The organism is Streptomyces sp. YIM S03343, from assembly GCF_054729195.1.
This window is the reverse complement of record NZ_JBPUKX010000001.1, coordinates 5,531,803-5,554,438: the sequence shown is the minus strand read 5'-3', so window position 1 is coordinate 5,554,438 and position 22,636 is coordinate 5,531,803. Positions and strand designations below refer to the sequence as shown.

Below are 22,636 nucleotides of genomic sequence, written 5' to 3'. Positions count from 1 at the left end.
GCTGCGGTCTCCGGCAGTCTCCGGCGGTCGTATGTGCTGTGTGCGGAGGGTCAGCGGCGGGCGCGGGCCGTCTGATGACGCCGGGTCAGCCAGAGGGCGCCCGCCGCACCCGCGAGGAACACCGTGCCGCCGAGGGTGCCGAGGGCGACGACCGAGTCCTCGGGGCCGGTCTGCGGGAGCTGTCCGCCGGAGTCGGTGCCGCTCTGGCTGCCGCCGGAGGAACTGCTGCCACTGCTGCTGCCACCCTTGCTGCTTCCGCCGCTTCCGCTGCTCCCGCTGCTCCCGTTCGCCGCGGTGACGTCCAGAGTCAGCGACGGCTTGGGGCTGTTGGTGGGCGTGCAGGTGGTCGTGGTGCCGAGGGCCTTGATGGTGAGCACGGCCGCCGTGAAGGTGACCTTGCCGGAGGCCTTCGGGGTGTAGGTGCCGCTCAAGTCGTTAATTTTGATGGGTGTGTTGGCGGGGATCGCGGCCTGGTTGGCCGGTCCCGTCACCGTCATGGTGCCGCTGTCCGCGCCACCGAGTTTGATGGTGGCGCTCGGGTTCATCGCGCCCTTGCCCAGTTCGACCGGGCTGGAGGAGACGCCCTTCTGCCAGGACATGGTGATCTTGTAGCCGCTGCCGCTCTTCACGCCCGTGATGTCGATGGGCGAGACCGCGCTCTTCACCCCGATCGGTGTCTGGCAGTGGTAGTTGACGTCGACCACATCGGCCCGGGCCGCCGGGGCGGCCATGACTACCGCCGAGCCGGCCAGGGCCGCGATGGACGCGAGCACGGCGGTTCGCTTCTGGTACGACACGGTCCCCTCATTCCTGACGGCGCATCAGATCGGCCGTCAAGGTACGCCCGGGTACGAGAGGAAGGAAGACACGGCGCACGCCGGAGTTGTGACGATCCGGCGTGCATGCCACCGGCGCGGTGACGGCGCCGCCGCGGTGGCTCGGGCGGGTGCAGCGCGGGCGAGGTCGGCGGGGGACCGAGTGCGGCTCAGGCGGGTGCGCCGAGTTCCGCCCACACGGTCTTGCCGGCGACGCCGTTGGCGCGGACGACTCCCCAGTCCAGACAGAGCCGTTGCACTATGAACATCCCATGGCCGCCGGGCCGTCCGGCGCGGTGCGGAGTGCGCGGCGACGGATGGCCGGAGCCGCGGTCGGAGACCTCGACGCGGATGACCTTGTTGTCGTAGGAGATCCGCAGTTCGTCGGGACCCTCGGCGTGCAGGCAGGCGTTGGTGACCAGTTCGGAGACGACGAGCAGCACGTCCTCGGCGACGGCCCTCCGGTCGGCGGTTGCGGCGGGCAGCCAGCCCCACGCGTACAGCGCCTGGCGGGCGAAGTCGCGGGCGAGCGGGACGACCCCGCTCTCCTCGTCGAGGCGGAGTCTGCGGACCTCTCCCCCCTCCGACGGCGCGGCCGCGGCCTCTGCGGACGTCCCGGAGGCACCACTGGGCTCCGGGCCGCGGTCGCCCGGTATGAAGGGCCGGGTGGTGCTCATCAGCGCCTCACCTCACTGATTCCTCACCGATTCACCAGTTTCACAAGATCACGGTTCATTTGATGTGGTCGATACGGGTGCCGGGCCGGTCGGAACGTCGGGCCGGTCCGCCGGGTCGGTCCGTCGTACGTCATCCGTTGCGCGCCCGTACGCCCGTACGCCTCTGCACCTGTGCCCCTGTACGCCTGTGTACCGGTACGTCCGTACGTCTTTACGCATGCCGGGGGCGGGGCGTTCCGGGGCCGTCGCCGACCGTCTCCGGCCGCGCCGGTCCGCCCACCCCGTCGGCTGACAGGTCACGGAAGTCTCCTGCCCTGGCGGACCCGCGGAACACCCCGAAACCCGTGACGGGTGAGGCGCCGCGCGACGTGGAGCGGCCGACCAGGCGGGCGGATCAGCCCCCGGCGTCCTCGGCCAGCGCGGACTCGACCGTGTCGTGGACCGAGAAGACCCCGTCGGCGCCGGTGATCTCGAAGACCCGCGCCACCACCGGGAGCATCCCCGCGAGCCGCACCCGGCCCCCGGCGGACTGCGCCTTCAGGCGCGCCCCGAGCAGCACATTGAGCCCCGTGGAGTCGCAGAACTCCAGCCTCGTGCAGTCCACGACCAGCGTCGTGATCCCCTGGGACAGGAGGTCGTCGAGCGGTTCACGCAACAGACCGGCGGTGTGGTGATCGAGCTCGCCGGCCGGTGTCACGACGGCCGCGGAACCCTCCTCACGCACCTCCACCTGAAGCCGGCCCGACTGTGCACTGCCGACCGTCCCGCGGTCCATGCCGCCTCTCTCTCCCGAGGTCGTGGCTGCTGCTGACGCCCCCGAACACTACGCGTTCTCCACAATCTCCAACACCCAAACAACCGCCCACAGACGGACATAGCGCCGCAGAGCGGACTTGCGACCGCCTCTCGGAAGCGGGTAGGGCTAGTAGGGACACACAACCGGACGGCCGGCTTCGGAGGCGCCGCACACCGCAGTGCACGTACTGGCTTCGGCAGCCATATGCCGAGAACGATGGAGGACATCATGTCACCCCGGCTCGACGCATCGCATACCCGTACGGCGACGTCGACATCCCGACCGGACAGCCCGATCCCCGCCGCACGGCCGGACTCGTTCCCGTGGCAGGACCCGCCCCCACAGCCGGACGCGTTCCCGGAGCCGGACGCATTCCCAGAGCCGGACGCATCCTCGCGGCCGGATGCGTCCCCGCGGCCGGATGCGTCCCAGCAGCAGGACCCATTCCCGCAGCAGGACCCGTTCCCGCGGCAGCAGCGGCGGCAGCCGACGGCGGCGGTCGCGCAGAGCGACCCGCTTCTCGGGCTCCCGGAGATCCCCCCGTACGACGAGGTGGGGCCGGTCGATGCCCGGGCTCTGTCCAAGACCCTCTTCGAGCGGCTGGAGTCCCTCGAGGAAGGCACGCACGCGTACTCCTACGTCCGCAACACCCTGGTCGAGCTCAATCTCGCGCTCGTCAAGTTCGCCGCCTCCCGGTTCCGTTCCCGCAGTGAGCCGATGGAGGACATCGTCCAGGTGGGCACCATCGGCCTGATCAAGGCGATCGACCGGTTCGAGCTGAGCCGGGGCGTCGAGTTCCCCACCTTCGCCATGCCTACCGTCGTCGGCGAGATCAAACGGTTCTTCCGCGACACCTCGTGGTCGGTACGCGTCCCGCGCCGCCTCCAGGAACTGCGGCTCGACCTGGCCAAGGCCGGTGACGAGCTGGCCCAGCGGCTGGACCGGTCGCCCACGGTGGCGGAGCTGGCCGGGCATCTGGGGCTGACCGAGGACGAGGTCGTCGAGGGCATGGCCGCGTCGAACGCGTACACCGCGTCCTCGCTGGACGCGCAGCACGAGGAGAACGACGCCGAGGGCACCCTCGCGGACCGCATCGGCTACGAGGACCACGGGATCGAGGGCATCGAGTACATCGAGTCGCTGAAACCCCTCATCGCCCGGCTCCCGCAGCGCGACCGGCGGATCCTCGCGCTGCGCTTCGTCGCGGGGATGACCCAGTCGGAGATCGGGGACGAGCTCGGCATCTCACAGATGCATGTGTCCCGGCTGCTGTCCCGGACGCTGGTACGACTGCGCAAGGGTCTGACGGACGACGAGTGACGAGTCACGGCTGACGGCTGACGGCTGACGGCTGACGACACCCGGGGTTACCCTCAGCAACACCTTTCGCCGGCTGATCCGGTCGACGAATATGGGCGCACCCGGAACCGGCCGGTATGTCAGGGCCGGCCGGTGACCGGGGTCGCCCGGAGACCTCCGGGCGGGCGACGCCGCTGCTCAGACCACCTTCACTCCCCCGCGCCACACCCCTGCGACCAGCGGGACACCCGGGCGGTACGCGAGGTGGACGTGGCTGGGGGCGTCCAGCAGGATCAGGTCGGCGCGGGCGCCGGGGGTCAGGCAGCCGATGTCCGGGCGGCGCAGGGCCGCGGCACCGCCCGCCGTGGCCGACCAGACCGCCTCGTCCGGGGTCATCCCCATGTCCCGTACCGCCAGCGCGATACAGAACGGCACGGACGACGTGAACGACGACCCCGGGTTGCAGTCGGTCGACAGGGCGACGGTGACTCCGGCGTCCAGGAGGCGGCGCGCGTCGGGCCAGTCGGCGCGGGTGGAGAACTCGGCGCCGGGCAGCAGGGTGGCGACCGTACGGCTGCCCGCCAGAGCGGCCACGTCGGCGTCGGTGAGATGGGTGCAGTGGTCGGCGCTGGCCGCGTCGAGTTCCACGGCGAGCCGGACGCCGGGGCCGTGGGTGAGCTGGTTGGCGTGGATGCGCAGGCCGAGTCCGGCGGCGCGGCCCGCGGTGAGGATCGCGCGGGCTTGGTCGCCGTCGAAGGCGCCCTTCTCGCAGAAGACGTCGATCCAGCGGGCGTGCGGGGCGCAGGCGGTGAGCATCTCGCCGGTGACGAGATCGACGTAGGCGGCCGGGTCCTCGGCGTGGTCGGGCGGCACGATGTGGGCGCCGAGGTAGGTGACCTCGTCGGTGTGGGCGGCGGCGATGCGCAGGGCGCGGGCCTCGTCGGCGACGGTGAGGCCGTAGCCGGACTTGGTCTCCATGGTGGTGGTGCCCTGCCGGAGGGCCTCGGTGAGGTAGCGGGTGAGGTTGACCTCCAGGGCCTCGTCGCTCGCCGCCCGGGTCGCGTCGACGGTCGTACGGATGCCGCCCGCGCTGTAGGCCCGGCCGGACATCCGGGCGTTGAACTCGGCGGTGCGGTCACCTGCGAAGACGAGGTGGGAGTGGGAGTCGACGAAGCCCGGCAGGACGGTCCGGCCGGCGGCGTCGACCCGATTGTCAGTGGCGGGTGCTTTGCTGGTCTCACCGGTCCAGACGATGCGGTCGCCGTCGAAGACGACGGCCGCGTCCTGGACCAGACCGAGCGGAGAACTGTCGTCGAGGGAGGTGTCGTTGGTGATCAGCGTGGCAATGTTGGTGATGACGGTGCTGCTCATGGCGTCCTCGGCGATGAAGTTGACGACTGTGACAGGGAGTCGGACCCAGGCTCGGACCCGGGCTCGGACCCGGACTCAGGCCCGAGCCCGAACCCTCAGCCCCGCAGCGCGCCGATGGCGGCTGCCAGTGCGGACGGCACATCGGGTACGAGGGTGTGGGCGCCGTCCCGCACGACGTGCCGCCCGCCCACGACCGTATGACGCACATCGGCCGCGGACGCGGCGAATACGGCGGTCTCCGCGCCGAGCCGGGGCAGCGGCCCTGCCGTTCTGACCGAATCGAGGGCGATCGTCGTGAAGTCGGCGAGGCCCCCTTCACGCAGGCTGCCCGCGTCCTGCCAGCCGAGGGCGGCATGCCCGTCGGCCGAGGCCGCGCGCAGCAGGGCGGCGGCGGTCCAGTGGCCGCGGGCCCGGGTGCGCAGCCGCTCGTTCAGCTCCATGGCCCGTGCCTCTTCGAGCAGGTCGATCACGGCATGGCTGTCGGAGCCGAGGCTGAGCGGGGAACCGGCGGCCTGGAGGGCCGCGGCGGGGCCGATGCCGTCGGCGAGGTCGCGTTCAGTGGTCGGGCACATACAGGTGCCGGTGCCGGAGCCGCCGATGAGGGCGATGTCGTCATCGGTGAGGTGCGTGTTGTGAACGCCGGTGGTGCGCGGGCCGAGGACGCCGTGATCGGCGAGCAGCCGGGTGGGGGTGCACCCGTGGGCCCGCAGACAGGCGTCGTTCTCGGCGGGCTGCTCGGAGAGATGCACATGCAGCGGGGCCCGCCGCTGCTCCGCCCAGCGCGCCACCGTGGCCAGCTCACCGGCGGGCACGGCCCGTACGGAGTGAAGGGCGGCGCCGATCCGTGCGTGATCGCGTTCCTTGAGAACTGAACAGCGTTCGGCCCAGGCCTCCGCGCTGCCGTCGGAGAAGCGCAGTTGGTGGGTGTTCGGCGGCTCGCCGAAGCCGGCGGAGAGATAGACGGTGTCGAGGAGGGTGATGCGGACACCGGCGTCGGCGGCGGCCGCGATCAGCGCCTCGCCCATCGCGTTGGGGTCGCCGTAGGGAGTGCCGCCGGGGGCGTGGTGGACGTAGTGGAACTCGCCGACGGCACTCACCCCGGCGAGCGCCATCTCGGCGTACACGGCGCGGGCGAGGGCGTGGTAGGTGTCCGGGGTCAGCCGGTCGGCGACGGAGTACATGACCTCGCGCCAGGTCCAGAAGGTGCCGGAGCCGACCTGGACGGTGCCGCGCAGCGCACGGTGGAAGGCGTGGCTGTGGGCATTGGCGAGCCCGGGCAGGGTGAGCCCGCGCAACACCTCCGCGCCGGGCGGCGGGGCGGGCGTGCCGGTGCGCAGCCCGGTGATCCGACCGTCGGTGACATCCAGGGCCACGCCTGGCTCGACATAGGTGCCGAGCCAGGCGTGCTCCAGCCAGTAGGTCCGTGCGGCGGTCCGTGGGTGCGTGCTCCCCGTCACGGGCAGGCCAGTCCTTCCAGTACGTCGGCGAGCGCGCCCACCCCGGCCAGGCAGTCGTCCTCGGTGGCGGACTCGGCCGGGGAGTGCGAGACACCGGTGGGGTTGCGCACGAACAGCATGGCTGTGGGGATGCGCGAGGCGAGGATCCCGGCGTCGTGCCCGGCCCCGGTGCCGAGGACGGGAACGCTGAGGCCGCTGTCGTTGTGCTTGCCGAGAATGCGGGCGACGTCGTCGCGCAGGGCGTGGTCGAACTCGACGACCGGGGTGAAGGACTCCCGGACGACATCGAGGCGGACGCCGTGCGCGTCGGCGTACTCCCGGGCGGCCTTCTCGACCCCGCCGACCACGGTGTCGAGGGTGTCCTGTCCCGGTGCGCGCGAGTCGAGCCAGCCGCGCACCAGGGAGGGGACGGCGTTGACACCGTTGGGTTCGACGGCGACCTTGCCGAAGGTGGCGACGGCACCGGCACCGTGGGCCGCGCGGCGGGCGGCGAGCACGGTCTCGGCGTAGGGCAGCATCGGGTCGTGCCGGTCGGCGAGCCGGGTGGTCCCGGCGTGGTTGGCCTCGCCGCGGAAATCGAACCGCCAGCGGCCGTGGGGCCAGATGGCACTGGCGACACCGACCGGGTCGCCGGTCAGGTCCAGCGCACAGCCCTGTTCGACATGCAGCTCGACGAAGGCGCCGATACGGGCGAGCCGTTCGGGATCGGCCCCGATGGCGTCGGGGTCGTAGCCCGCGGCCTCCATGGCGCGGGGCAGGGTGATGCCGTCGCCGCCGGTCAGCCGGTGCGCCTGCTCGACGGCGAGCTGCCCGGTGGTGAGCCGGGACCCGACACAGGCGAGCCCGAACCGGGCGCCTTCCTCGTCACCGAAGTTGACGATGCCGAGGGGCCGCCCGATCCGCACCCCCCGGCCAAGCAGTTCATCGAGCGCGGCGAAGGCGGACACCACACCGAGCGGCCCGTCGAAGGCACCACCGTCGGGCACGGAGTCGAGATGCGACCCGGTGACCACGGCGTCCCCATCGTGGGGATCCCCGAACCAGGCCCACTGATTCCCGTTCCGGTCGACCTCGTAGGCGAGCCCGCGCGCCTCGGCCTGCCGCTGGAACCAGGCCCGGCACTCGCCGTCGACCGGCGTCCAGGCATACCGCCGATACCCACCGGAGCCGGCATGACGCCCGATGGGCTCCAGCTCACGCCACATCTCCAGGAAGGAGCCGAAGGAACCACCCACGCCCGCGCCCCGCGTCACGCCCGCGCCCCGCGTCACGCCCGCGCCCCGCGTCACGCCCGCGCCCCGCGTCACGCCTGGCCACCCTCACGCATCGGCACCCGCACCCCGCGGTCTTCGGCGACGGACTCGGCGATGTCGTACCCGGCGTCGACGTGCCGGATGACCCCCATGCCGGGGTCGTTGGTGAGGACGCGGCGGATCTTCTCACCGCCGAGCCTGGTGCCGTCGGCGACGGTCACCTGCCCGGCGTGGATGGACCGCCCCATGCCGACGCCGCCGCCGTGGTGGATGGAGACCCAGGAGGCTCCGGAGGCGACGTTGACCATGGCGTTGAGCAGCGGCCAGTCGGCAATGGCGTCGGAGCCGTCGAGCATGGACTCGGTCTCGCGGTACGGGGAGGCGACGGAACCGCAGTCGAGATGGTCGCGCCCGATGGCCAGAGGTGCGGCCAGTTCACCGGAGGCGACCATGTCGTTGAACCGCTCACCGGCCTTGTCGCGCTCGCCGTAGCCGAGCCAGCAGATACGGGCGGGCAGCCCCTGGAAGTGGACGCGCTCACCGGCCAGGCGGATCCAGCGGGCGAGGGACTCGTTCTCCGGGAAGAGGTCGAGGATCGCCTGGTCGGTCTTGTGGATGTCGGACGCCTCACCGGACAGCGCGGCCCACCGGAAGGGACCCTTGCCCTCGCAGAAGAGCGGCCGGATATAGGCGGGCACGAAGCCCGGGAAGGCGAACGCACGCTCATAGCCGGCGGTCTTCGCCTCGCCGCGGATGGAGTTGCCGTAGTCGAAGACCTCGGCACCGGCGTCGAGGAAGCCGACCATGGCCTCGACGTGCCGGGCCATGGACTCGCGGGCGCGGGTGGTGAATCCGGCGGGGTCCTTGGCGGCGTAGGAGGCCATGTCCTCGAAGGCGACACCGACGGGGAGATAGGCGAGCGGATCGTGGGCGGAGGTCTGGTCGGTGACGATGTCGATGGGGGCGCCCATGGCGAGAAGCTGCGGAACGAGATCGGCCGCATTGCCGAGAACCCCGATGGACAGCGGCCGACGGGCGTCCCGTGCCTCGACGGCGAGCTGCAGCGCGTGCTCGAGCGAATCGGCGCGCACATCCAGATACCGGTGCTCGATACGGCGCTCGATGGCACGGGGATCGCAGTCGACGCAGATCGCGACGCCGTCGTTCATGGTGACGGCGAGCGGCTGGGCACCGCCCATGCCACCGAGTCCGGCGGTGAGGGTGATGGTCCCGGCGAGGGTGCCGCCGAACTTCTTGGCGGCGACGGCGGCGAAGGTCTCGTAGGTGCCCTGGAGGATGCCCTGGGTGCCGATGTAGATCCAGGACCCGGCGGTCATCTGCCCGTACATGGTCAGCCCGAGCGCCTCCAGCCGCCGGAACTCCTCCCAGTTCGCCCAGTCGCCGACGAGATTGGAATTGGCGATGAGAACGCGGGGAGCCCACTCATGCGTCTGCATGACACCCACAGGCCGACCGGACTGCACGAGCATGGTCTCGTCCTGCTTGAGCGTGGTCAGCGTACGGACCATGGCGTCGAAGGACCGCCAGTCACGAGCGGCCTTACCGGTCCCGCCGTAGACAACGAGCTTGTCGGGATGCTCGGCGACCTCAGGATCGAGGTTGTTCTGCAACATCCGCAGAGCAGCCTCCTGCTGCCACCCCAGAGCACTGAGCTCAGCACCGCGGGGGGCTCGTACAGGACGGGGTCCGGACATGGGATCGCCTCCAGACGGATTTCACGAATATTCACATCCTGACCGCCTGAATAGACCTAGTCAACACACCCCACCTGCTGCACCCACACAGCCCAGCCAAATCGAGCCCGTCCGGCGTTTGAGGACGAGGCCCGAAGGGCCGAAAGGGGGTCTGGGGGCGCAGCCCCCAGGGCCGGGAACGGGAAGGGGCGGCGGGGGCGAAAAACACCCAAAGCCCACCCACCCGCACGGGTATAGCCACCGTATGGACCCAGTCACCCGCCGAGACAAAGCCATCACCGCAGCAGTAGCGCAGCGCCTCCTCACCCCCACCACCCCCCTCCTCGCCCTCCTGGACATCACCGGCATCAGAGAATCCGCCCAAGCCCTCCGCAGCGCGTTCGCCGCCGTCACACCTCCCGGCACCCCCGTCCTCCACGCCTTCGCGGTCAAGGCGACCCCCTTGGTCCCCGTACTCCACCTGCTGGCCACGGAGGGCTTGGGCGCAGAAGTGGCCAGCCCCGGCGAACTCGCCCTCGCCCAGGCAGCCGGAATACCCCCCACCCGCACGGTCCTGGACTCCCCCGCCAAGACCCCCCAGGAACTCCACGAGGCACTGACCCTGGGCATCGCGGTGAACGCGGACAACCCCCAGGAGTTGGACCGCATAGACACCCTGGTCCGCCCGACACACACCACCTCACCCCTGGGCATCAGGGTCAACCCTCAACTCGGCGCAGGCACGATCGAGGCTCTGTCGACAGCGACACCGACCTCGAAATTCGGCGTCCCCCTGCGGGACGAGGGCGCCCGCGAGTGGGTGATCGAAGCCTTCGAGGGCCGTCCGTGGCTGACGAGACTGCACGCCCACACCGGCTCCCAGGGCATCCCGCTCGACCTGCTGGCAAGGGGCATCGCCGAGACCTACGAACTGGCCGAGGAGATCAACGCACGAGCGGGCCGGAGACAGATCGACACCATCGACATAGGCGGCGGTCTGCCGGTGGATCTCACCGAGGACACGACGGCTCCCACGCACGCCGCGTACGCGAGGCTGCTCCGCGACACGGTGCCGGGCCTGTTCGACGGACGGTACGGACTGGTGACGGAGTTCGGCCGGTCACTGCTGGCCAAGCAGGGCACGGTGGTGGCACGGGTGGAGTACACCAAGACCGCGGGCGGCAGGCCGGTGGCGATCACGCACGCGGGCGTACAGGTGGCCACGCGGACGGTGTACGCCCCCGGGTCCTGGCCCCTGAGAATCAAGGCATACGACGCGAAGGGCCACCCCAAGCCGGGCCCCGAGGTGGTCCAGGACGTGGCGGGCCCGGCGTGCTTCGCGGGTGATCTGCTGGCGGAGGGCCGTGCTCTGCCGCTGCTGGAACCGGGCGATCTGGTGGCCGCACTGGACACCGGGGCGTACTACTTCGCACACCACTACGCGTACAACTCCTTGGCCCGCCCGGGAATCTACGGCTTCGCGCTCACCGCGACCGCAACCGGCGGAACCGACGCAACAACCGCAACGACCGACACCCCCGACACCCCCGTCACCTTCGCCACCATCCGCCCGCCACAGACCTTGGAAGAGATCGTCGCGGAATCCGGCGGGGCGCACACCACGGCCCTCACCACCCTCCCCGCCCCCGCACACCGTTGACGCACCCTGGTGGGCACGCGGTTCAACTGGGGTGAAACCAACGTGAAGCGGGGGTCAGCCGACCCACCCTAGACGTCCGGCGCACGTTCCACAGGAAAATGCCGGAAGACTCACCCGCCGCGCACACGTTGCGTAGTTTCGGCGTCACTCAGCCGAACCCCAGGCGGGAGGGGAGCAACGGTGCCCGGAATCGACGAGTGCCTGCTGGAAGCCATGAGACTGCCCGGTGCCCGGGGCGCCGCGCTGGTCGACTGGACCAGCGGCCTGGCCCTGGGCACCGTCGGGGAGTCCCCGGGCGGCGACCACGAGGCCGCAGCCACCGAGGCGGCCGAACTGGCCCGGCTGGCCGCGGAGCACCAGTGCTTCGCGGCCGCCGACCACCGGCAGAACCCGGACAACCCGAAGAGCCCGGACGACCCGAAGAACCTGCACGACCCAGAGGCCCTGGGTAATCCGGGGAACCCGGGGAATCCGGGAAACCCGGCGCACCCGGACACCGCAGCCGACCCGGGGTACGACGAACCGGATCCGCCCCTAGAGGACCTGATCATCAGCAACCGGGACAGCTACCACGTACTGCGCTTCGTCGGCTCGACGTTCGACAGCAGCATCGTCCTGCACCTCTGGCTCGCCCGCGCCGAGGGCAACCTGGCGCTCGCCCGCATCCGGCTCGGCGAGATGGCCGGACGGCTGGTGCTGGGATGACCGTGCTGAGAGCGACCCCGCCCCCGCCGCTGCCCGTGCGGGACAAGGAGGGCGCCCGGGAACAGGCGTGGGGCGGGGTCTCGCCGATGCTGACCCGGCTGGCCGCCGAGCAGGCGACCGGTGTCCTGGTGCGGGAGTCCGGGGCGCTGCACCTGGTGGACGGCATGGTGGTGCACGCCGAGAGCCCGTTCGCCCCCGGTGTCGAGGTGCTTCTGACCGCCCGCGGCACCCTGGACCCTGCGGTCTGGCGGGAGGCCGAAGGCCGGGCCGGCGGCCCGCCCGGCGCGCTCCGCCTGCTGGCGGACGCCGGCAGGCTCGGCCTGAGCGCGCTGGAGCTGTGCCTCCTGGGCGCGCTGTACGACGCGGCGTACTTCGCGCTGGCCCCCAGCAGCACCCCCGGCCGCTTCCGCTACGGCATCGCGCCTCTGCTCCCCGCGCTGCGCGCCGTACCGGTGGCCGCGCTGGAGCGGGAGACGTCACGCCGCCGCGGCCTGCTGCACGCGGTGTGGCCGGACACCGCGCCGGACGAGGCGCCGCTGACCCGCACCGGCCGGGCCGCGCCACCACCCCTGACGCCCCGCCAGCGCGCGGTGCTGGAACGGGTGGACGGCGTGCGCACCGCGCCGGACATCGCCCGTGATCTGGGCCGCCGGGCCTTCCCGACGCTGCTGGACGTACGGCGGCTGGTGGCGGCGGGGGTCGTGGTGGCCGGACCGCGTGCTCCCGACCCCGTCCCGATTCCCCCGACCGAGGTGAACGATCCCGACATCACATTGCTGAAGAGGCTCAGGGATGCGCTGGAGGCCCTTTGAGCGGCACCGCCCCGAGAGGAGAGACCAGATGGCGGCCGAGGCCGAGATACTCGATGAGATGCGCCGGCTGAGAGCCCGGGTCCCCCATCTCACGGGCGCTCTCGCGGCCACCGTAGACGGTCTCGTGCTCGCCCAGGACACCCCCGGCGTCGAGTCGGCGGACGTGGCCGCGCTCACCGCCTCGGCCCATGTCATCGCCACCCGTGTAGCGGACGCGACGGGCCAGGGGGACTTCCGCGAAATGCTCGTGCGCGGGGTCTACGGCTATGTCGCCACGTACGCGGCGGGCAGCGACGTCGTTCTGACCCTGCTCGCCCAGGACCGGGTGAACATCGGCCGGCTGCACCTGGAAGGCCGCCGGGCCGGAGCCCGCATCGGGGAGCTGATCGACGCCGCCGAGGGCCTGTCCGTCAGATCCTCCGCCCGGGCCGCCCGGGCCGCCGCGAGATCCGCCGCCGCACCACGAACCAGAACCCCGCGCGCGCCGCGCACGACTGCCACCAACGCGCGCACCACCACCGATAGTTGAGAAAGAACGAGGGAACACCGTCATGGCGAACACCGAAACCGCACTGAAAGAGGCGCTCGCCGCCATCGAGGGCGCCACCGGAGTCGCGCTCGTCGACTACACCAGCGGTATGGCGCTGGGCACGATGGGCGGCAGCAAGGGCTTCGACCTGAACGTCGCCGCCGCCGGCAACACCGACGTGGTGCGCGCCAAGATGCGCACCATGGAACACCTCGGGCTCAAGGGCCAGATCGAGGACATCCTCATCACGCTGACCGACCAGTACCACCTGATCCGTCTGATCAGCGGCCGCGGGGGCAACGGTCTGTTCCTCTACCTGGTGCTGGACTCCAAGCGCGCCAACCTGGCGATGGCCCGCCACCAGCTGAAGCGGATCGAGGAGGACATGGAGGTCTGACGGCAGGCCCGGGAGGTCTGACGGCAGGCCCGGGAGGTCTGACGGCAGGCCCGGGAGGTCTGACGGCAGGCCCGGGAGGTCCGACGGCAGGCCCGGGAGGTCCGACGGCAGGCCCGGGAGGTCCGACGGCAGGCCCGGGAGGTCCGACGGCAGGCCCGGGAGGTCCGACGGCAGGCCCGGGAGGTCCGACGGCAGGCCCGGAGGCCTGACAGCAGGCCCAGACGTCTGACTGCAGACCCGGATATCTGACAGAAGGCCCGCATTCCGCGGGCGGAAGGCCCGGCGTGCCACGGACCGGGATCCCGCAGCCGCCCCCGTCCCCATCCCGGTCCCACTCCGGTCCCGTCTCGTCCCCGCCCAGGCACCGCGCCCCCGCGCCCGGGCGGGGCGCGCCGTCCGTCCCCGATCGCGCCGGGTCACACCAGCGCGGCGGTACGGCGACGCGCCCCGCCCGGAGCGGCGTCACCGGCGGCGACTCCGGTACCGCGATAGGCCTTGACGGCCTTCCCGGCCGGACGTCCGCCCCGCGCGTCGAGCCAGTCCACGCGCACCCACAGCAGCGTGGCGTCCGCCCGCTCCCGCCGTCCCAGCCAGGCGGCCTTCAGCCGGAGCCCGGCGCCGGTCCCGGCGAGCAGCATCCCGCCTGCGGCGGACGCTGCGAACGCGCTGCCGAGTGCCACCGCGAAGGCCAGCAGCAGCCACCAGCGGTGCCCTCGGCGCCAGTTGCGCGCGGTCACCGCTCGGTCCTGGAGCACGTCGTACTTCCCGGCCTTGGCGGCGCCGCGGGCGAGAGCTCCGTAGCGCTTGCGGCGCGCGTACGCCACGACGGCCGCCGCCACGATGAACAGCGCGGCCCCGGCCAGCACCCCGATCCGCCGCCCGGTCAGCCCGGGCAGCAGCACCCCGACACCTGCCGCGCACACCCCCAGCCACCACAGCGGCGCCGCCCCGGCTCGCACGACGACAGCCACCCGAGCCAGCCCCTGCCCTCCACGCGCCACGTCCCGCCTCCTCGTCGTCACGGATGAGTTCGGCGGGCAGGCTACTGACAGAAACTGAAACCAATCTGAGAACGGCCCCTGAAAGGAGTCGTTCCACGAGTCATTCCACGGGTCATTCCATTAGTCATCCCACTGGTCATTCCACGAACAGCCCCCGCGCGGCAGCCTTGGCGTCGAACTCCTCCAGCCGCGCCTGGGCGTCGGGCAGTCCGTCGCACATCGCCTCCAGCAGGACCCGGCCGAGCAGCATGGGCGCACAGACCGTGTCGAAGGCGAGCCCGGTGCCGACGGCGGCGGGCAGCAGCAGATCGGAGGCCTTGGCGACCGGCGCGAAGGCGGAATCGGCGACGGTGACGACGGTGAGCCCGGCCTCCCGGGCGTGCATGAGGGCGTCGACCACCTCGCGCGGATGCCGGGGCAGGGCGAAGCACAGCAGCGCGGACGCCCCCGCCCGTACGGCACCGTCGACACGGTCCTGGAGCATGGTGCCGCTCTCGTCGAGGAGCCGTACGTCGGGGTGGACCTTGGCGGCGAAGTAGGCGAAGCCGTGGGCCTGTGCGGCGGCGGCGCGCAGCCCGAGGACGAGCAGCGGCCGTGAGGCGGCGAGTACCCGCCCGGCCCGCTGCACCGGTGCCGGATCGGCGAGCACCGCGGCGAGATGCCGGAGATTCTCGATCTCCGCCTCGACGGCCTGCTGATAGGCGTTGCAGGTCGCGGCGGCTCCCGTCGCAGCCTGCTCGGCGGGTGCGACCTCGCGCAGATGCCGCCGCAGGGCGGGGTACCCGTCGAAGCCGAGGGCCACGGCGAACCGGGTCACGGACGGCTGGCTGACCCCGGCCAGTTCGGCGAGTTCGACGCTGGACAGGAACGGCACATCGGCGGCGCGCCGCACCATGCTGTGCGCGATCCGGCGCTGCGTGGGCGTCAGCCGTCGCCCCTCGAACAGCGCCTGGAGCCGGGCCCCGGAGCCCTCAGCCACACCCATCCCGCACTCCCCCTAGCCATTCACCACCAGACCCTCCTGCATAAACATATACAGGTCGGCGGGCGCCGCGCACTCCTTCGTGACGCCCGGCTGGCCCGACCCCCGAAACGGGGGCTACCCCCAGTGCGCGGGCCCCGTGGGCTCCCTAGTTTGGTGGGCATGGACGTACATGACGCGGAGCTGAAGAAGGAGCTCGACGCGACGCTTCAGGCGCGCCGGGAGCTGGGCGAGCAGTACGAGTCCGCGCTGGTCGACTCGTTCCTGGAGAAGGTCGACCAGCGGATCGACGCGGCGGTCGAGCGGCGGGTGCGGCGGCAGATGGCCGAGCAGCAGATGCACTTCGCCCGGGGCACCCGTTCGCCGCGGCCGACGGATTCCTGGGGTGAGCGTTTCGGCTTCGGGATCGTGTCGCTGGTGCTGGCGATCCCGCTGTCCGCGATCGGCGGCGGAGTGGCGCATCTGCCCGGTCTGCTCATCGCCTGGATCGGCATCGTCGGCGTCAACATGGTGCAGGCCGTGCGGACCACGCCGGGATTCTTCGGCGCGCGCCGACGCCCGGGCGGCGACAAGGGGCGGGACGACGGCTGGGAGGAGTGACGGCCACGAGCGGCAAAGCCCGGAGAGGGGTATGCGCGGGGACCGCCGCACCCCCGTATACGGGGGGCGGGACGACGGCGGTCCCCGCGAGGGACGCGGGCCGGGTCAGGGCCGGGCTTGCGCGTCCATGGCGTCCGTGGAGGTCCGGGAGCCGCTCCGGAGGTCCTAGGCGCCGTATGGCGCCGGCCGGGGCGGGGAGCCGCTCCCGCCCTGCCGACACCCACTAATCTGCCCGACCCGTGTTAAGCGAGTGCTGCGCGGACGTGACACGCTCGTACCACTTCCGCGAAGTCCACCGGACCGGTAGGACACCGCGTTGAATTCCGCAAGTCCACCGCCGTCACGGGCCGTTCACCGAACGTTTCCTACGGCTCCTACTGCTCCTACGGCCCCTATTGCTCCTACCGCTCCTACTGCTTCGCGCTCTTGGCCAGGAAGGCCAGCAGATCCTGCCGGCTGACCACACCGGTCGGCTTGCCCTCCACGAGCACGATCGCCGCGTCGGCCTCACCGAGCACCGACATCAGGTCCGCGACCGGCTCGCCGGAGCCGACCTGCGGCAGCGGCGCCGACATGTGCTTCTCCAGCGGGTCCTCCAGCGACGCCCGCTTGGTGAACAGGGCGTCCAGCAGCTCGCGCTCCACGATCGAGCCGACGACCTCCGCGGCCATCACGTCCGGGTGACCGGCCCCCCGCTTCACGACGGGCATCTGCGAGACGCCGTACTCCCGCAGCACCTCGATGGCCTGCCCGACGTTCTCCTCCGGGTGCATGTGCACCAGGGACGGGATGGCGCCGTGCTCCTTGTCGTTCAGGACGTCGGCGACACGGGCGCTCGGGCCCTCGTCCTCCAGGAAGCCGTAGTCGGCCATCCACTCGTCGTTGAAGATCTTGCTGAGGTAGCCGCGCCCGCTGTCCGGCAGCAGCACGACCACCACGTCGTCCGGGCCCAGCCGCTCGGCCACCCGCAGCGCCGCGACCACCGCCATCCCGCAGGAGCCGCCGACCAGCAGCCCCTCCTCCTTCGCCAGCCGCCGTGTCATCTGGAAGGAGTCCTTGTCGGAGACCGCGACGACCTCGTCGGCGACCGTGCGGTCGTACGCCGTCGGCCAGAAGTCCTCACCGACGCCCTCGACCAGATACGGCCGCCCCGACCCGCCCGAGTACACCGAGCCCTCCGGGTCGGCGCCGATGACCTTCACCCTGCCGTCGCTGGCGTCCTTCAGATAGTTGCCGGTGCCGGAGATGGTGCCGCCGGTGCCGACGCCCGCCACAAAGTGGGTGATCTTCCCCTCCGTCTGCTCCCACAGCTCAGGGCCGGTGGAGTGGTAGTGGGAGAGAGGGTTCTGGGGGTTGGAGTACTGGTCGGGCTTCCAGGCGCCCGGTGTCTCACGGACCAGCCGGTCGGAGACGTTGTAGTACGAGTCCGGGTGCTCCGGCGCCACCGCGGTCGGGCAGACGACGACCTCCGCCCCGTACGCCCGCAGCACATTGATCTTGTCGGTGCTCACCTTGTCGGGGCACACGAAGATGCACTTGTACCCCTTCTGCTGCGCCACGATGGCCAGCCCCACACCGGTGTTGCCGCTGGTCGGCTCGACGATCGTGCCGCCCGGCTTGAGTTCCCCGCTCTCCTCCGCGGCCTCGATCATGCGCAGCGCGATGCGGTCCTTCACGGAACCGCCCGGGTTGAAGTACTCGACCTTGGCCAGGACGGTCGCCTTGATCCCCTTCGTCACGCTGTTGAGTCTCACCAGCGGGGTGTTGCCGACGAGGCTGATCATCGAGTCGTGGAAATGCACCGTTGTCTCCGGTTGCTTGCGATTCATGCGGGTCATCGTGGTGTCGCCAGCCTACGGCCCGGAACGCTCGTTCACTCCTGGTTGAGATTGATGAACGCCCTGTTCGGGGCAAGGAGTGGTTGAACAGTGACGAGGGAGGTGGCGGCGGGACATGACCAATATGTCGAGGGCGAGGACGGCCCGGCGGATCGCGGCCGGCGCAGCATACGGCGGCGGCGGGATCGGCCTGATCGGCGCCGCCACCGTGGGCCTGGTACTGGCCGAGGTACAGCTCGCCAAACGCCACGTGGGCAACGGCACGAACCCGCACGTCCCGGCGGCGGACGGGGTGTACGGGGCGCCGTACGCCGGGGTCTCCTCGGGGAACCCCACGGCGGGCCCGGCGGACGCCTCCGCAACAGGCTCGGCGGCAGCCCCGGCAAGGGGCCCGGCCGCAGGCCCGGTCATGGACTCGGCAGCAGGCCCGGTCATGGACTCGGCAGCAGGCCCGGTCATGGACTCGGCAGCAGGCCCCACTGCGGGCTTTTGGGGCTTTTCGCGCGACGCCGCCGGATACGCCCTGCCCGGCGAGGAGCCCCTGCGCCTGGTCGTGCTCGGCGACTCCACGGCCGCCGGCCAGGGGGTGCACCGGGCCGGGCAGACGCCGGGAGCGCTGGTGGCGTCCGGTCTCGCGGCGGTCGCCGAGCGCCCGGTGGAGCTGCGCAACGTCGCCCTGCCCGGCGCCCAGTCCGACGACCTCGACCGCCAGGTCTCGCTGGTACTGGCCGACCCGGCCCGGGTCCCGGACATCTGCGTGATCATGATCGGCGCCAACGACGTCACCCACCGGATGCCGCCCACCCGTTCGGTACGTCACCTCTCCTCGGCGGTACGGCGGCTGCGCACCGCCGGTGCGGAGGTGGTCGTCGGCACCTGCCCCGACCTCGGCACCATCGAGCCGGTGCAGCAGCCGCTGCGCTGGCTGGCCAGACGTGCCTCACGGCAGCTCGCGGCCGCCCAGACCATCGGCACCGTCGAACAGGGCGGCCGCACCGTGTCGCTGGGCGATCTGCTGGGCCCGGAGTTCGCGGCCAACCCGCGCGAGCTGTTCGGCCCCGACCACTACCACCCCTCCGCCGAGGGCTACGCCACCGCCGCGATGGCGGTGCTGCCGACGGTCTGCGCCTCCCTGGGGCTGTGGCCGGCGGAGGAGGAGCGCCCGGACGTGTCCCGCCGCGAGGGCTTCCTGCCGGTGGCGCGGGCCGCGGCGGAGGCGGCGTCGGAGGCGGGCACCGAGGTCGCGGCGGCCATGCCGACCGGGCCGCGCGGACCATGGGCCCTGCTCAAGCGCCGGCGGCGGCGCCGGGTGGCGGAACCGACGGTCACGGAGGACGGGGCCACAGCCGCGGCGGACGCTTCGGCGGCCAAGGCAGCCACGACGGCTCCCCGCTGAAAGCAGGTACTCGCCACTGAGAGTAGGTACGCGCGGTTGAAAACAGGTACTCGGCACCGAAAACAGGCACTTGACCAAAAAGCAAGCGCTTAGAAAACTGCGGTCAGTGTCACACTCCCACCCCCGTGACCCGGACCATACGGGCGGGTAACTTCCAGACACCGACAGACACCGACAGACACCGACAGACACCGAGTCACCTGTCCCCTTATCCCGTATCTCCCGTACGCCAATGGAGCCGTGATGCCCGAAGCCGTGATCGTCTCGACCGCCCGCTCCCCCATCGGCCGCGCCTTCAAGGGCTCCCTCAAGGAACTGCGCCCCGACGACCTCACCGCCACGATCATCCAGGCCGCCCTCGCCAAGATCCCCGAGCTGGACCCCCGGGACATCGAGGACCTGATGCTGGGCTGCGGCCTGCCCGGCGGCGAGCAGGGCAACAACCTCGGCCGGGTCGTCGCCGTACAGATGGGCATGGACCATCTGCCTGGCTGCACGATCACCCGCTACTGCTCCTCGTCGCTCCAGACGAGCCGTATGGCACTGCACGCGATCAAGGCGGGCGAGGGCGACGTCTTCATCTCGGCCGGTGTCGAGACGGTCTCCCGCTTCACCAAGGGCAACTCCGACAGCCTGCCGGACACCCGCAACCCGCTGTTCGCGGACGCCGAGGCGCGTACCGCCGCCGTCGCCGAGTCCGAGGGTTCGACCTGGCACGACCCGCGCGAGGACGGGCTGCTCCCCGACCCCTACATCGCGATGGGGCAGACGGCGGAGAACCTGGCGCGCACGAAGGGCATCACCCGCGAGGACATGGACGAGTTCGGCGTCCGCTCGCAGAACCTGGCCGAGGAGGCCATCAAGAACGGCTTCTGGGAGCGGGAGATCACCCCGGTCACCCTGCCCGACGGCACGGTCGTCGCCAGGGACGACGGCCCGCGCCCCGGCGTCACCATGGAGGGCGTGCGCGGCCTGAAGCCGGTGTTCCGCCCGGACGGCCTGGTCACCGCGGCCAACTGCTGCCCGCTCAACGACGGCGCCGCCGCGGTCGTCATCATGAGCGACACCAAGGCCCGCGAGCTCGGCCTGACCCCGCTCGCCCGCATCGTGTCGACCGGCGTCTCCGCACTGTCCCCGGAGATCATGGGCCTCGGTCCGGTCGAGGCGTCACAGCGCGCGCTGGAGCGCGCGGGGCTGGCCATCGGCGACATCGACCTGGTCGAGATCAACGAGGCGTTCGCCGCCCAGGTGATCCCCTCCTACCGCGAGCTCGGCATCGACATCGACAGGCTGAACGTCAACGGCGGCGCCATCGCCGTCGGCCACCCCTTCGGCATGACCGGCGCCCGTATCACGGGCACGCTGATCAACTCGCTCCAGTTCCACGACAAGCAGTTCGGCCTGGAGACGATGTGCGTCGGCGGCGGCCAGGGCATGGCGATGGTGATCGAGCGCCTCAGCTGACGGACTGACGCCAGGGCCACCGGCTGGCCACCGGTGGCGAGCCGGTGGCTGGCGGTGGCTGCCGGTAGCCACCGAAGGACCCAGGGTGAAGCAACGGCCCGGAGTCGGGGAATCGTCCGAACTCCGGGCCGATTTGTGACCCAATCTCGCCCAGGATGTGACCAATCTCCCGCGGAGGGGTGCTTTTCGCAGGTCAGAGCGCTTGCTTTGTGGATATCGGGACCAATGGCCCGTCCGTTTCGTGACGTTACGCACTGACAGCTGGTAAGTCCACCCTTCAAGCTGAGGTAGGAAGTCGGGGGTCGACTTTGAACCGGGAGTACGTCAGTGAGCGCCATGCCGATCGCCTTGTTGGTCACTACGGCCGCCACGGGCGCCGTGGGTGTCGCGGTGCTGCGCACCCTGTTCCAGCTGCGCCGTCAGGTGGCCGACCTGCACACTCAGCTCGCCGAGAACCACGCCGCCGCGACACGCGCCGTACTTCCGGCCGCCCGTACCGCGGCCGACGCCGACGAGATACGGGCCGCCGTAGCCGACGCGCTGGCCGACGAGCGGGAGCGCGAGCTGGCCGAGGCCCGCGCTTTCTGGGCCGCCCAGGAGGCCCGTGACGCGGCCGACGCCCCCTCACTGCTGGGTCTGCCGGACACCGACCTGTATCTGCCGCGCCAGGCCGACTTCGCGGGGATGGAGTCGCTGGAGCCGGTGGCCGAGCCGACCACGGACGCCGACGAGGCCGCCGAACTCGCCGCCGCCCGCCGCCGTCACCCCTCGCACCCCGACTTCGTACCGACGCAGTCACCTGTCGTCAACGACCATGAGCGCACCGTGGCCACCCTTGAGGAGCTGGCCGCCGCCGGCACCGCGCTGGCCGATGTCCGCCCCGGCCCGCTGGGCACGCTCGACGTGTACGTCTTCACGGACGGTACGACCCTCTGCATGACCCCGGGTCACCGGGAGACCGCGGAACGTCTGTCGGCGTCGCTGCGGGCGGGCGAGACCCCGATACTGCTGGGCGGCTCGGGCGTCTCGGGCGCGTACACGCTGACGTTCGCGTGCGGCGAGGAGAACGTCTACATCCTGGCGGACCGGGTCATCGCGTCGCTGTAGCCCCCTTCGCTCGCTCCGTCTCTACACTCCCGCCCGCTTCTGCGCCGCCGTGACGAGCGCGACCGCCTCCCGCACTTCGGCGTCACTGCGCAGCACCATGGCCAAATCGTGTCCTGCGACGGTGATCTGGTCGGCGGCGGCGAACATCCCGGCGTCGGGCATCTCCCGGGGCTCGGTCGAAGGCTCCTCGACCCGCTGCGCCCACCGCGCCAACTCCCTTGCCAGCGCGAGCGCTTCCGCGGCGGCACTGCGCTGGAGGCGGCTCTGCGGGGCGGCGCGCAGACGATCTGCGAAAAGATCCACGGAACGGGTCAGAGGCGTCGTATCTACCACGCCGTGAGCGTACGCTTCGAGGCGAGACTGTTGCCAACACGTCAACGCTCAGGCACGGTGACGTGAAGGACCGGCTTCGTCGAACACGTCCGGAGGCGCCGATGTCCCAAGTCTTCTCCGAGGAGACCCACCGCAACCTGCTCGCCCGCATCCCCCAGTGCACCGGTCGCGCGATCGCCGACTGGCTGCGCACCGTCGAAGACGGACCCGCTCTGGTCCGCTTCGAGGAGAAGGTCAGCTGGCTCCGCCACGAACACAACCTCGCATACGGCCACGCCAAGGCGCTCATCCACGAGTACGACATGAGGAGGGCCGCGCGCAAACTGCTCTAGCGCGCACCACCGTGACGCCGAAGGGCCCCGAGGCCGGCTTGACCGCCTCTGGGGCCCTTCGCACGACGACTGCAGGTCACGACGACTGCCGGCCGGCAGCACCGACCGGCGACCGCCG

22 protein-coding genes are annotated in these 22,636 nt (G+C 71.4%); 11 read left to right on the top strand and 11 right to left on the bottom strand.

Going from position 1 to position 22,636, the window contains the following annotated elements; all coding sequences use genetic code 11:
* Window positions 1-50: 50 nt before the first annotated feature.
* The 3 genes from ACSYGN_RS24325 to ACSYGN_RS24315 all read right to left on the bottom strand — a co-directional run bounded on the left by ACSYGN_RS24325 (window position 51) and on the right by ACSYGN_RS24315 (window position 2,267).
* Window positions 51-797, bottom strand: a complete 747-nt coding sequence (locus tag ACSYGN_RS24325) for an LPXTG cell wall anchor domain-containing protein (protein ID WP_460399020.1) — start codon at window positions 795-797, stop codon at window positions 51-53.
* A gap of 188 nt (window positions 798-985) precedes the next feature.
* Window positions 986-1,492 carry an ATP-binding protein gene (locus ACSYGN_RS24320; protein WP_460399018.1) on the bottom strand — a complete coding sequence of 169 codons (507 nt, stop codon included), beginning with the start codon at window positions 1,490-1,492 and terminating at the stop codon, window positions 986-988.
* A gap of 394 nt (window positions 1,493-1,886) precedes the next feature.
* Window positions 1,887-2,267: an STAS domain-containing protein gene (locus ACSYGN_RS24315; RefSeq protein WP_460399016.1), complete on the bottom strand. Its 381-nt coding sequence runs from the start codon at window positions 2,265-2,267 to the stop codon at window positions 1,887-1,889.
* Between the two features lie 237 nt (window positions 2,268-2,504).
* On the opposite strand from ACSYGN_RS24315, the gene ACSYGN_RS24310 reads away from it, so the two are divergent.
* Window positions 2,505-3,608, top strand: a complete 1,104-nt coding sequence (locus ACSYGN_RS24310) for an RNA polymerase sigma factor SigF (RefSeq protein ID WP_460399014.1) — start codon at window positions 2,505-2,507, stop codon at window positions 3,606-3,608.
* Between the two features lie 177 nt (window positions 3,609-3,785).
* Here ACSYGN_RS24310 and hutI read toward each other — a convergent pair whose 3' ends face one another.
* The 4 genes from hutI to hutU all read right to left on the bottom strand — a co-directional run bounded on the left by hutI (window position 3,786) and on the right by hutU (window position 9,383).
* Window positions 3,786-4,958: an imidazolonepropionase gene (gene hutI, locus ACSYGN_RS24305; RefSeq protein WP_460399012.1), complete on the bottom strand. Its 1,173-nt coding sequence runs from the start codon at window positions 4,956-4,958 to the stop codon at window positions 3,786-3,788.
* 95 nt (window positions 4,959-5,053) lie between these two features.
* Window positions 5,054-6,415: a formimidoylglutamate deiminase gene (locus tag ACSYGN_RS24300; RefSeq protein WP_460399010.1), complete on the bottom strand. Its 1,362-nt coding sequence runs from the start codon at window positions 6,413-6,415 to the stop codon at window positions 5,054-5,056.
* The gene (locus ACSYGN_RS24295) at window positions 6,412-7,620 is read right to left on the bottom strand and encodes an allantoate amidohydrolase (protein WP_460403697.1); all 1,209 of its coding nucleotides are present in this window, start codon (window positions 7,618-7,620) and stop codon (window positions 6,412-6,414) included. Before ACSYGN_RS24295 ends, ACSYGN_RS24300 begins: the two co-directional genes overlap by 4 nt.
* A 98-nt stretch (window positions 7,621-7,718) precedes the next feature.
* Window positions 7,719-9,383 (bottom strand): urocanate hydratase, encoded by a 1,665-nt coding sequence (hutU, locus tag ACSYGN_RS24290; protein WP_460399008.1) that lies wholly within the window; start codon window positions 9,381-9,383, stop codon window positions 7,719-7,721.
* A gap of 244 nt (window positions 9,384-9,627) precedes the next feature.
* Between hutU and ACSYGN_RS24285 the strand changes: the two genes are divergently transcribed.
* The 5 genes from ACSYGN_RS24285 to ACSYGN_RS24265 all read left to right on the top strand — a co-directional run bounded on the left by ACSYGN_RS24285 (window position 9,628) and on the right by ACSYGN_RS24265 (window position 13,465).
* Entirely contained in the window at window positions 9,628-11,022 is a 1,395-nt protein-coding gene (locus tag ACSYGN_RS24285) for a type III PLP-dependent enzyme domain-containing protein (protein ID WP_460399006.1), read from the top strand.
* A 180-nt stretch (window positions 11,023-11,202) separates the two neighbouring features.
* Window positions 11,203-11,727, top strand: coding sequence for a hypothetical protein (locus tag ACSYGN_RS24280; RefSeq protein ID WP_460399004.1), 525 nt, complete (start codon window positions 11,203-11,205; stop codon window positions 11,725-11,727).
* Window positions 11,724-12,539, top strand: a complete 816-nt coding sequence (locus ACSYGN_RS24275; protein WP_460399002.1) for a transcriptional regulator — start codon at window positions 11,724-11,726, stop codon at window positions 12,537-12,539. The genes ACSYGN_RS24280 and ACSYGN_RS24275 overlap by 4 nt, the downstream gene beginning before the upstream one ends.
* A 28-nt stretch (window positions 12,540-12,567) precedes the next feature.
* Window positions 12,568-13,068, top strand: a complete 501-nt coding sequence (locus ACSYGN_RS24270) for a roadblock/LC7 domain-containing protein (RefSeq protein ID WP_460399000.1) — start codon at window positions 12,568-12,570, stop codon at window positions 13,066-13,068.
* 22 nt (window positions 13,069-13,090) lie between these two features.
* Complete coding sequence (locus tag ACSYGN_RS24265; protein WP_460398998.1) at window positions 13,091-13,465, top strand: roadblock/LC7 domain-containing protein; 375 nt, start codon at window positions 13,091-13,093, stop codon at window positions 13,463-13,465.
* 416 nt (window positions 13,466-13,881) lie between these two features.
* On the opposite strand, the gene ACSYGN_RS24260 is transcribed toward ACSYGN_RS24265, so the two are convergent.
* Both ACSYGN_RS24260 and ACSYGN_RS24255 read right to left on the bottom strand, forming a co-directional pair.
* Window positions 13,882-14,466 carry a hypothetical protein gene (locus ACSYGN_RS24260; protein WP_460398996.1) on the bottom strand — a complete coding sequence of 195 codons (585 nt, stop codon included), beginning with the start codon at window positions 14,464-14,466 and terminating at the stop codon, window positions 13,882-13,884.
* Between the two features lie 136 nt (window positions 14,467-14,602).
* Entirely contained in the window at window positions 14,603-15,451 is an 849-nt protein-coding gene (locus ACSYGN_RS24255) for a MurR/RpiR family transcriptional regulator (protein ID WP_460398994.1), read from the bottom strand.
* 159 nt (window positions 15,452-15,610) lie between these two features.
* Between ACSYGN_RS24255 and ACSYGN_RS24250 the strand changes: the two genes are divergently transcribed.
* On the top strand, window positions 15,611-16,048 hold the full coding sequence (locus ACSYGN_RS24250) for a hypothetical protein (protein WP_460398992.1): 438 nt from the start codon (window positions 15,611-15,613) through the stop codon (window positions 16,046-16,048).
* 410 nt (window positions 16,049-16,458) lie between these two features.
* Here ACSYGN_RS24250 and ACSYGN_RS24245 read toward each other — a convergent pair whose 3' ends face one another.
* A complete protein-coding gene (locus ACSYGN_RS24245; RefSeq protein WP_460403695.1) occupies window positions 16,459-17,850 on the bottom strand; it encodes a cystathionine beta-synthase in 1,392 nt (463 codons plus the stop codon).
* 151 nt (window positions 17,851-18,001) lie between these two features.
* On the opposite strand from ACSYGN_RS24245, the gene ACSYGN_RS24240 reads away from it, so the two are divergent.
* The 3 genes from ACSYGN_RS24240 to ACSYGN_RS24230 all read left to right on the top strand — a co-directional run bounded on the left by ACSYGN_RS24240 (window position 18,002) and on the right by ACSYGN_RS24230 (window position 21,853).
* Entirely contained in the window at window positions 18,002-19,282 is a 1,281-nt protein-coding gene (locus ACSYGN_RS24240; protein ID WP_460398990.1) for an SGNH/GDSL hydrolase family protein, read from the top strand.
* A gap of 243 nt (window positions 19,283-19,525) precedes the next feature.
* A complete protein-coding gene (locus tag ACSYGN_RS24235; RefSeq protein WP_460398988.1) occupies window positions 19,526-20,746 on the top strand; it encodes an acetyl-CoA C-acetyltransferase in 1,221 nt (406 codons plus the stop codon).
* A gap of 336 nt (window positions 20,747-21,082) precedes the next feature.
* Window positions 21,083-21,853 carry a hypothetical protein gene (locus ACSYGN_RS24230; protein ID WP_460403693.1) on the top strand — a complete coding sequence of 257 codons (771 nt, stop codon included), beginning with the start codon at window positions 21,083-21,085 and terminating at the stop codon, window positions 21,851-21,853.
* 21 nt (window positions 21,854-21,874) lie between these two features.
* Here ACSYGN_RS24230 and ACSYGN_RS24225 read toward each other — a convergent pair whose 3' ends face one another.
* Window positions 21,875-22,156: a hypothetical protein gene (locus tag ACSYGN_RS24225; RefSeq protein ID WP_460398986.1), complete on the bottom strand. Its 282-nt coding sequence runs from the start codon at window positions 22,154-22,156 to the stop codon at window positions 21,875-21,877.
* Window positions 22,157-22,287: 131 nt separating this feature from the next.
* Here ACSYGN_RS24225 and ACSYGN_RS24220 point away from each other — a divergent pair, with 131 nt between their 5' ends.
* Window positions 22,288-22,518, top strand: a complete 231-nt coding sequence (locus ACSYGN_RS24220) for a DUF4287 domain-containing protein (RefSeq protein WP_460398984.1) — start codon at window positions 22,288-22,290, stop codon at window positions 22,516-22,518.
* Window positions 22,519-22,636: the final 118 nt, after the last annotated feature.

What these genes read in the sequence shown, in the direction of transcription:
- ACSYGN_RS24320 (WP_460399018.1), bottom strand. Translation starts at nt 1,492, where the DNA reads ATGAGCACCACCCGGCCCTTCATACCGGGCGACCGCGGCCCGGAGCCC.
- ACSYGN_RS24315 (WP_460399016.1), bottom strand. Translation starts at nt 2,267, where the DNA reads ATGGACCGCGGGACGGTCGGCAGTGCACAGTCGGGCCGGCTTCAGGTG.
- ACSYGN_RS24310 (WP_460399014.1), top strand. Translation starts at nt 2,505, where the DNA reads ATGGAGGACATCATGTCACCCCGGCTCGACGCATCGCATACCCGTACG.
- hutI (WP_460399012.1), bottom strand. Translation starts at nt 4,958, where the DNA reads ATGAGCAGCACCGTCATCACCAACATTGCCACGCTGATCACCAACGAC.
- ACSYGN_RS24295 (WP_460403697.1), bottom strand. Translation starts at nt 7,620, where the DNA reads ATGTGGCGTGAGCTGGAGCCCATCGGGCGTCATGCCGGCTCCGGTGGG.
- hutU (WP_460399008.1), bottom strand. Translation starts at nt 9,383, where the DNA reads ATGTCCGGACCCCGTCCTGTACGAGCCCCCCGCGGTGCTGAGCTCAGT.
- ACSYGN_RS24285 (WP_460399006.1), top strand. Translation starts at nt 9,628, where the DNA reads ATGGACCCAGTCACCCGCCGAGACAAAGCCATCACCGCAGCAGTAGCG.
- ACSYGN_RS24275 (WP_460399002.1), top strand. Translation starts at nt 11,724, where the DNA reads ATGACCGTGCTGAGAGCGACCCCGCCCCCGCCGCTGCCCGTGCGGGAC.
- ACSYGN_RS24270 (WP_460399000.1), top strand. Translation starts at nt 12,568, where the DNA reads ATGGCGGCCGAGGCCGAGATACTCGATGAGATGCGCCGGCTGAGAGCC.
- ACSYGN_RS24265 (WP_460398998.1), top strand. Translation starts at nt 13,091, where the DNA reads ATGGCGAACACCGAAACCGCACTGAAAGAGGCGCTCGCCGCCATCGAG.
- ACSYGN_RS24255 (WP_460398994.1), bottom strand. Translation starts at nt 15,451, where the DNA reads ATGGGTGTGGCTGAGGGCTCCGGGGCCCGGCTCCAGGCGCTGTTCGAG.
- ACSYGN_RS24250 (WP_460398992.1), top strand. Translation starts at nt 15,611, where the DNA reads ATGGACGTACATGACGCGGAGCTGAAGAAGGAGCTCGACGCGACGCTT.
- ACSYGN_RS24240 (WP_460398990.1), top strand. Translation starts at nt 18,002, where the DNA reads ATGACCAATATGTCGAGGGCGAGGACGGCCCGGCGGATCGCGGCCGGC.
- ACSYGN_RS24235 (WP_460398988.1), top strand. Translation starts at nt 19,526, where the DNA reads ATGCCCGAAGCCGTGATCGTCTCGACCGCCCGCTCCCCCATCGGCCGC.
- ACSYGN_RS24230 (WP_460403693.1), top strand. Translation starts at nt 21,083, where the DNA reads ATGCCGATCGCCTTGTTGGTCACTACGGCCGCCACGGGCGCCGTGGGT.
- ACSYGN_RS24220 (WP_460398984.1), top strand. Translation starts at nt 22,288, where the DNA reads ATGTCCCAAGTCTTCTCCGAGGAGACCCACCGCAACCTGCTCGCCCGC.